Raw genomic sequence first — 5,064 nt, forward strand, 5'->3', positions numbered from 1 at the left:
GGGGGGGGGGGGGGGGGCGGGGCCGGCACCGGCGGCCAGCGCGGTCAGGGCGTCGGCCAGACCCGGGGCGGCCAGCAGGCGCGCCAGGTCGCCGACCAGCCGCCCGGTCGGGCCGTCCGGACGCTCGTCGGCGAGGAGTCCGGCCAGCTCGGCGGCCAGCGCGGGCTCCCGGGCGGCGGTCAGGGTGAGCGCCGCCACGAACTCCTGCACCAGGTGCAGCTGCAGGTCCTCCAGCGGCACCGAGCGGTCGGCCAGCCACTCCAGCGAGGTGATCTCGGCGTTGGCGATCCAGGCCCGGACGGTCAGCCGCAGCCCCGGGCTGGGCGAGGGCAGTGCCAGGTGGCCGAGGATCTGGTCGTGCGCGGCCTGCCGGACCTCGTCGATCACCGCCGAGGTGCTGGTGCTGGCCGTCACCGAACCGCCGCGCAGCAGCGCCGCGAAGCCGGGGCCGTGGCTCTGCACGAAGTCCAGGTAGCGGCCCATCACCCGGTGGAGGCGCTCGGAGAGCGGGCCCTCGGCGGGCTCCTCGAACCGGGCCGACAGCTCCCGGCCGGCCCGGCGCAGCGACTCCTCGTAGATCGCCTGCTTGCCCGGGAAGTAGTGGTAGACCAGCGGCCGGGAGGCGCCTGCGGCGGCGGCGATGTCGTCGATCGACACCTCCTCCGGCGGGCGGTGGCTGAACAGCTCCAGCGCCACGGCGATCAGCTGCTCGCGCCGCTCGTCCACGCTGAGCCGGCGGCGCGGGCGCCCGGCGGGCTCCGGGCGGTCGCCGCGGGCGGGCGCGGACACGGGGGAGGGGGCCGACGGCGTGCGGGATGCCATGCGCGCCACCCTAATTCGTCGACGGCGGATCGGTGCGGCCAGGTGCCGCCGCCGGTCGGTTCCGGAGCCGTGTCGCCCCCCCCGCGTCCGGCTTCCGCCGACGGCCGGCCCCGACCTCCCGGCGGGTCAGGCGGGGCGGCGCTCCAGGTAACGGCGGTAGGCCTCGCGGCCGTCCGGGACGAACACGTCGCGCTCCAGCCGCCCGGCCAGCTCGGCGGGGGTGAGCCAGGCGTGCCAGGCCACCTCGGACTCCTGCGGGGACACCGGGCCGTCCCACTCGGCCTCGTACACGTCGGACCACCAGGCGAGCCCTTCGCCGCGGAACAGGAAGCGGAACAGCGGGCGCGGGGCGATCCCGCTGACGCCCAGCTCCTCCTCGGCCTCCCGGACGGCGGCCTGCCGGTAGGTCTCGCCGGCCCCCACCACGCCGCCGACGAACATGTCGTGCGCGCCCGGGGCGAACAGCTTGGTGTCGGTGCGCCGGTGCACGAAGATCCGCCCGGCCGGGTCGCGCACCAGGATGAAGACGCACCGGTGCAGCAGCCCGCGGCGGTACACCTCCCCGCGTGTCGCGGTGCCGACCACCCGGTCGTGCTCGTCGACGACGTCCAGCAGTTCATCGGCGGGATCGTTCCGCGCAGGCTCGGTCATGACCGACAGGTTAGGGTTTCCGGGCGATTCATGGACGTACGAACGACGAGGACGGCGCGCGGTGGCGGAGATCTGGGGCGAGACGGCCGGGGGCTGGGAACCGGTGCGGGAGGCCTTCGCGCGCAACTTCCGCGAGTACGGGGAGCTCGGCGCGGCGTTCGCGCTGTACGTGCGCGGCCGCAAGGTGGTCGACCTGTGGGGCGGCGACGCCCGGCCCGAGGTCGGCGGGCGGCCCGCGCCGGCCGAGCCGTGGACGGCGGACACCGCGCAGGTGCTGCGCTCGGTCACCAAGGGCCTGACCGCGACCACCGCGCTGCTGCTCGCCGAGCGCGGACAGCTCGACCTGGACGCCCCGGTCGTCTCCTACTGGCCGGAGTTCGCGGCCGCCGGCAAGGGCGGCGTGCCGGTGCGCTGGCTGCTGTCGCACCAGGCCGGGGTGCCCGCGCTGGACGTGCCGCTGCGGCTGGAGGACGTGCTCACCTGGGAGCGGGCGGCGGCCGCGGTGGCCGCCCAGGCGCCCGCCTGGGAGCCCGGCACGGCGCACGGCTACCACCCGTACACCTTCGGCTGGCTGGTCGGCGAGGTGGTGCGCCGGGTGAGCGGGCGCACCGTCGGCCAGTACTTCGCCGAGGAGATCGCCCGGCCGCTCGGGCTCGACCTGTGGATCGGCCTGCCCGCCGGCGCCGCGCCCCGGGTCGGCCGGCTGGTCGACCTGCCCGCGCCGCAGGCCGCCAGGACCGGTCCGAGCGGGCTGCGGCTGCGGGCCAAGCAGTCCGTGCGGGACGCCTACCGGGACCCGGCCTCGCTGACCGCCCGGGCGTTCGCCTCGGTGCGGCCCGGGGTGGACCTGAACGACCCGGCGGTGCAGGCCGCCGAGATCCCCGGCGCGGGCGGGATCGGCACCGCGCGTTCGGTGGCCCGGTTCTACGCGGCGCTGATCGGCGCGGTCGACCGGCACGGCGGCGGGACGCCGCCGCCGCTGCTCGGGCCCGGGACGCTGGCCCGGGCGGTCGGGCCGGTGGTCAGCGGCCCGGACCGGGTGCTGATCGTGAACTCCACCTTCGGGCTGGGCTTCTTCCGGCACAGCCCGACCGCGCCGATGGCCTCACCGGCGAGTTTCGGCCACCCGGGCCGGGGCGGCTCGCTGGGCTTCGCCGACCCGGAGCTCGGGATCGGCTTCGGCTACGTCACCAACGGCATGCAGCCCGGCGTCACCGGGGACATCCGCTCCCGCACGCTGATCCGGGCGGTGCGGGAGTGCCTCGGGGTGTCCTGACGGGCCGCCGGGCCGCCGGCCGGGCGGGCGGCTCAGGCCTGGCCGGTCGCGAAGTGGCTGATCCGGCCGTCCTCGACGGTGAAGTGCCAGGCGGTGCGCATCTCGCCCCAGGTCTCGTTGCGGTAGTCGGCGATCAGCGTCCGGCCGCCGGCGGACTCGGAGCGGACCTCCATGTGGCCGCGCACGGTGAAGATCTCCCGGTCGATCCAGTCCTGCGGGTCGCGGTCGGTGCCGTCGTCGGACATGGTCGCGCCCGGCGCGAGCAGGTCGACGAAGGCCTGCCGGTCGCCGTCGTTGATCGCGGTGACGGCGGCGCGGACGGTCGGGTCGGAGAGTTTGGCGGTGGCGATGGTCATCCGGTCTCCCAGGAGTCGAAGCGGGTCGGGACTCCTGTTTAGGACGTTGGCCGGGACTCGCCGCGCATGTCGGCGGCGCGTCGGGGATTTCCCGGGATTCATGTGCTTGGATCCCGATACGGGTGATTTACCCCCACAGGGGTCCCCGACCGGGCCACGGGGAGTGGCGTACGGAGTGGGAAGCCGGCCGGCCCGGCTTCCCACTCCGCGTTTCCGGGGCGCGCGCCCGGTGCCGGGTGCTGCCAGGGCTTGCCTGACAATTCCCGCCGCGCGCACGACGCCGGGCATCCCGCCTGGACGCACCGCCGAATCGTCCAAGTACGTCCAGTACGAGGACGTTCCGGCGGCACGCCCAGCCGGGCGCCCAACGCCGCGCGCTGATGCGACGCGAATTGTCAGACAAGCCCTAGAACAGGCCCGTGGCCTGCGGGGAGTAGCTGACCAGCAGGTTCTTGGTCTGCTGGTAGTGTTCCAGGACGGCCTTGTGGCCCTCCCGGCCGATGCCGGAGTTCTTGTAGCCGCCGAACGCGGCGTGGGCCGGATAGGCGTGGAAGCAGTTGGTCCACACCCGGCCGGCCTGGATGGCGCGGCCCGCCCGGTAGGCGGTGGTGCCGTCGCGGGTCCAGACGCCGGCGCCGAGCCCGTACAGGGTGTCGTTGGCGAGGGTGATGGCGTCGTCGAAGTCCTCGAAGCGGGTGACCGCGACGACGGGGCCGAAGATCTCCTCCTGGAAGATCCGCATCCCGTTGACGCCTTCGAAGACCGTCGGGGTGACGTAGTAGCCGCCCGAGAGCGGGCCGCCGAGGTCCGCCCGCTCGCCGCCGGCCAGCAGCTTGGCGCCCTCGGCCTGGCCGATCTCGATGTAGGAGAGGATCTTGCGCAGCTGTTCGTCGCTGGCCTGCGCGCCGACCTGGGTCGCGGTGTCCAGCGGGTCGCCCTGGCGCAGCCCGCGCACCCGCTCCAGGCCGTCGGCGAGCAGCCGGTCGTAGACCGGGGACTCGATCAGCGCCCGGCTGGGACAGGTGCAGACCTCGCCCTGGTTGAGGGCGAACATCGCGAAGCCTTCGAGGGCCTTGTCGTAGAAGGCGTCCTGCTCGGCGGCGACGTCGGCGAAGAACAGGTTGGGGCTCTTGCCGCCGAGCTCCAGCGAGACCGGGATCAGGTTGCCGCTCGCGTACTGCGAGATCAGCCGGCCGGTGGTGGTCTCGCCGGTGAAGGCGATCTTCCGGATCCGGTCGCTGGAGGCGAGCGGGCGGCCGGCCTCCAGACCGAAGCCGTTGACCACGTTGAGCACGCCGGGCGGCAGCAGATCGGCGGTCAGCTCGACCAGCAGCAGCACGGAGGCCGGGGTCTGCTCGGCCGGCTTGAGCACCACGGTGTTGCCCGCCGCGAGCGCCGGGGCGATCTTCCAGACGGCCATCAGGATCGGGAAGTTCCAGGGGATGATCTGGCCGACCACGCCCAGCGGCTCGTGGAAGTGGTACGCCACGGTGTCCTCGTCGAGCTGGGAGAGGCCGCCCTCCTGGGCGCGCAGCGCGCCGGCGAAGTAGCGCAGCTGGTCGACGGCCAGCGGCAGGTCGGCGCCCAGCGTCTCGCGGACCGGCTTGCCGTTCTCCCAGCTCTCCGCGACGGCGAGCCGTTCGAGGTTCCGCTCGATCCGGTCGGCGATCCGCAGCAGCACCTGGGCGCGCTCGGCGGGCGGGGTGCGGCCCCAGGCCGGGGCGGCGGCGTGGGCGGCGTCCAGCGCCGCCTCGATGTCCTCGGCGCTGCCGCGGGCGACCTCGGTGAAGACCTCGCCGGTGACCGGGCTGGGGTTCTCGAAGTACCGGCCGAGGACCGGCGGCGTCCACCGGCCTCCGATCCAGTGCTCGTAACGGGGGCGGTAGTCGACGATGGATCCGGGCTGCCCGGGGGGCTGGTAGACCGGCATGCTCTGGTGCCTCCTCACGCTGTCGGGCA

The 5,064-nt window shown here is 74.6% G+C and carries 5 protein-coding genes; 1 reads left to right on the forward strand and 4 read right to left on the reverse strand.

What is annotated here, in order from left to right; translation table 11 throughout:
* Together ABD308_RS29575 and ABD308_RS29580 are read right to left on the reverse strand one after the other, a co-directional pair.
* Window positions 1-822, reverse strand: an 822-nt coding sequence (locus ABD308_RS29575) for a TetR/AcrR family transcriptional regulator (protein ID WP_344341536.1), incomplete at its 3' end; no start/stop codon positions are given.
* A 126-nt stretch (window positions 823-948) separates the two neighbouring features.
* Window positions 949-1,473: an NUDIX hydrolase gene (locus ABD308_RS29580; RefSeq protein WP_344341539.1), complete on the reverse strand. Its 525-nt coding sequence runs from the start codon at window positions 1,471-1,473 to the stop codon at window positions 949-951.
* 61 nt (window positions 1,474-1,534) lie between these two features.
* Here ABD308_RS29580 and ABD308_RS29585 point away from each other — a divergent pair, with 61 nt between their 5' ends.
* A complete protein-coding gene (locus ABD308_RS29585; RefSeq protein ID WP_344341542.1) occupies window positions 1,535-2,749 on the forward strand; it encodes a serine hydrolase domain-containing protein in 1,215 nt (404 codons plus the stop codon).
* A 32-nt stretch (window positions 2,750-2,781) separates the two neighbouring features.
* On the opposite strand, the gene ABD308_RS29590 is transcribed toward ABD308_RS29585, so the two are convergent.
* Both ABD308_RS29590 and exaC read right to left on the reverse strand, forming a co-directional pair.
* Window positions 2,782-3,105 (reverse strand): nuclear transport factor 2-like protein, encoded by a 324-nt coding sequence (locus ABD308_RS29590; RefSeq protein WP_344341544.1) that lies wholly within the window; start codon window positions 3,103-3,105, stop codon window positions 2,782-2,784.
* Between the two features lie 406 nt (window positions 3,106-3,511).
* Window positions 3,512-5,035, reverse strand: a complete 1,524-nt coding sequence (gene exaC, locus ABD308_RS29595) for an acetaldehyde dehydrogenase ExaC (protein ID WP_344341546.1) — start codon at window positions 5,033-5,035, stop codon at window positions 3,512-3,514.
* Window positions 5,036-5,064 lie beyond the last annotated feature (29 nt).

Source organism: Kitasatospora putterlickiae, assembly GCF_039527695.1.
Lineage (GTDB): Bacteria > Actinomycetota > Actinomycetes > Streptomycetales > Streptomycetaceae > Kitasatospora > Kitasatospora putterlickiae.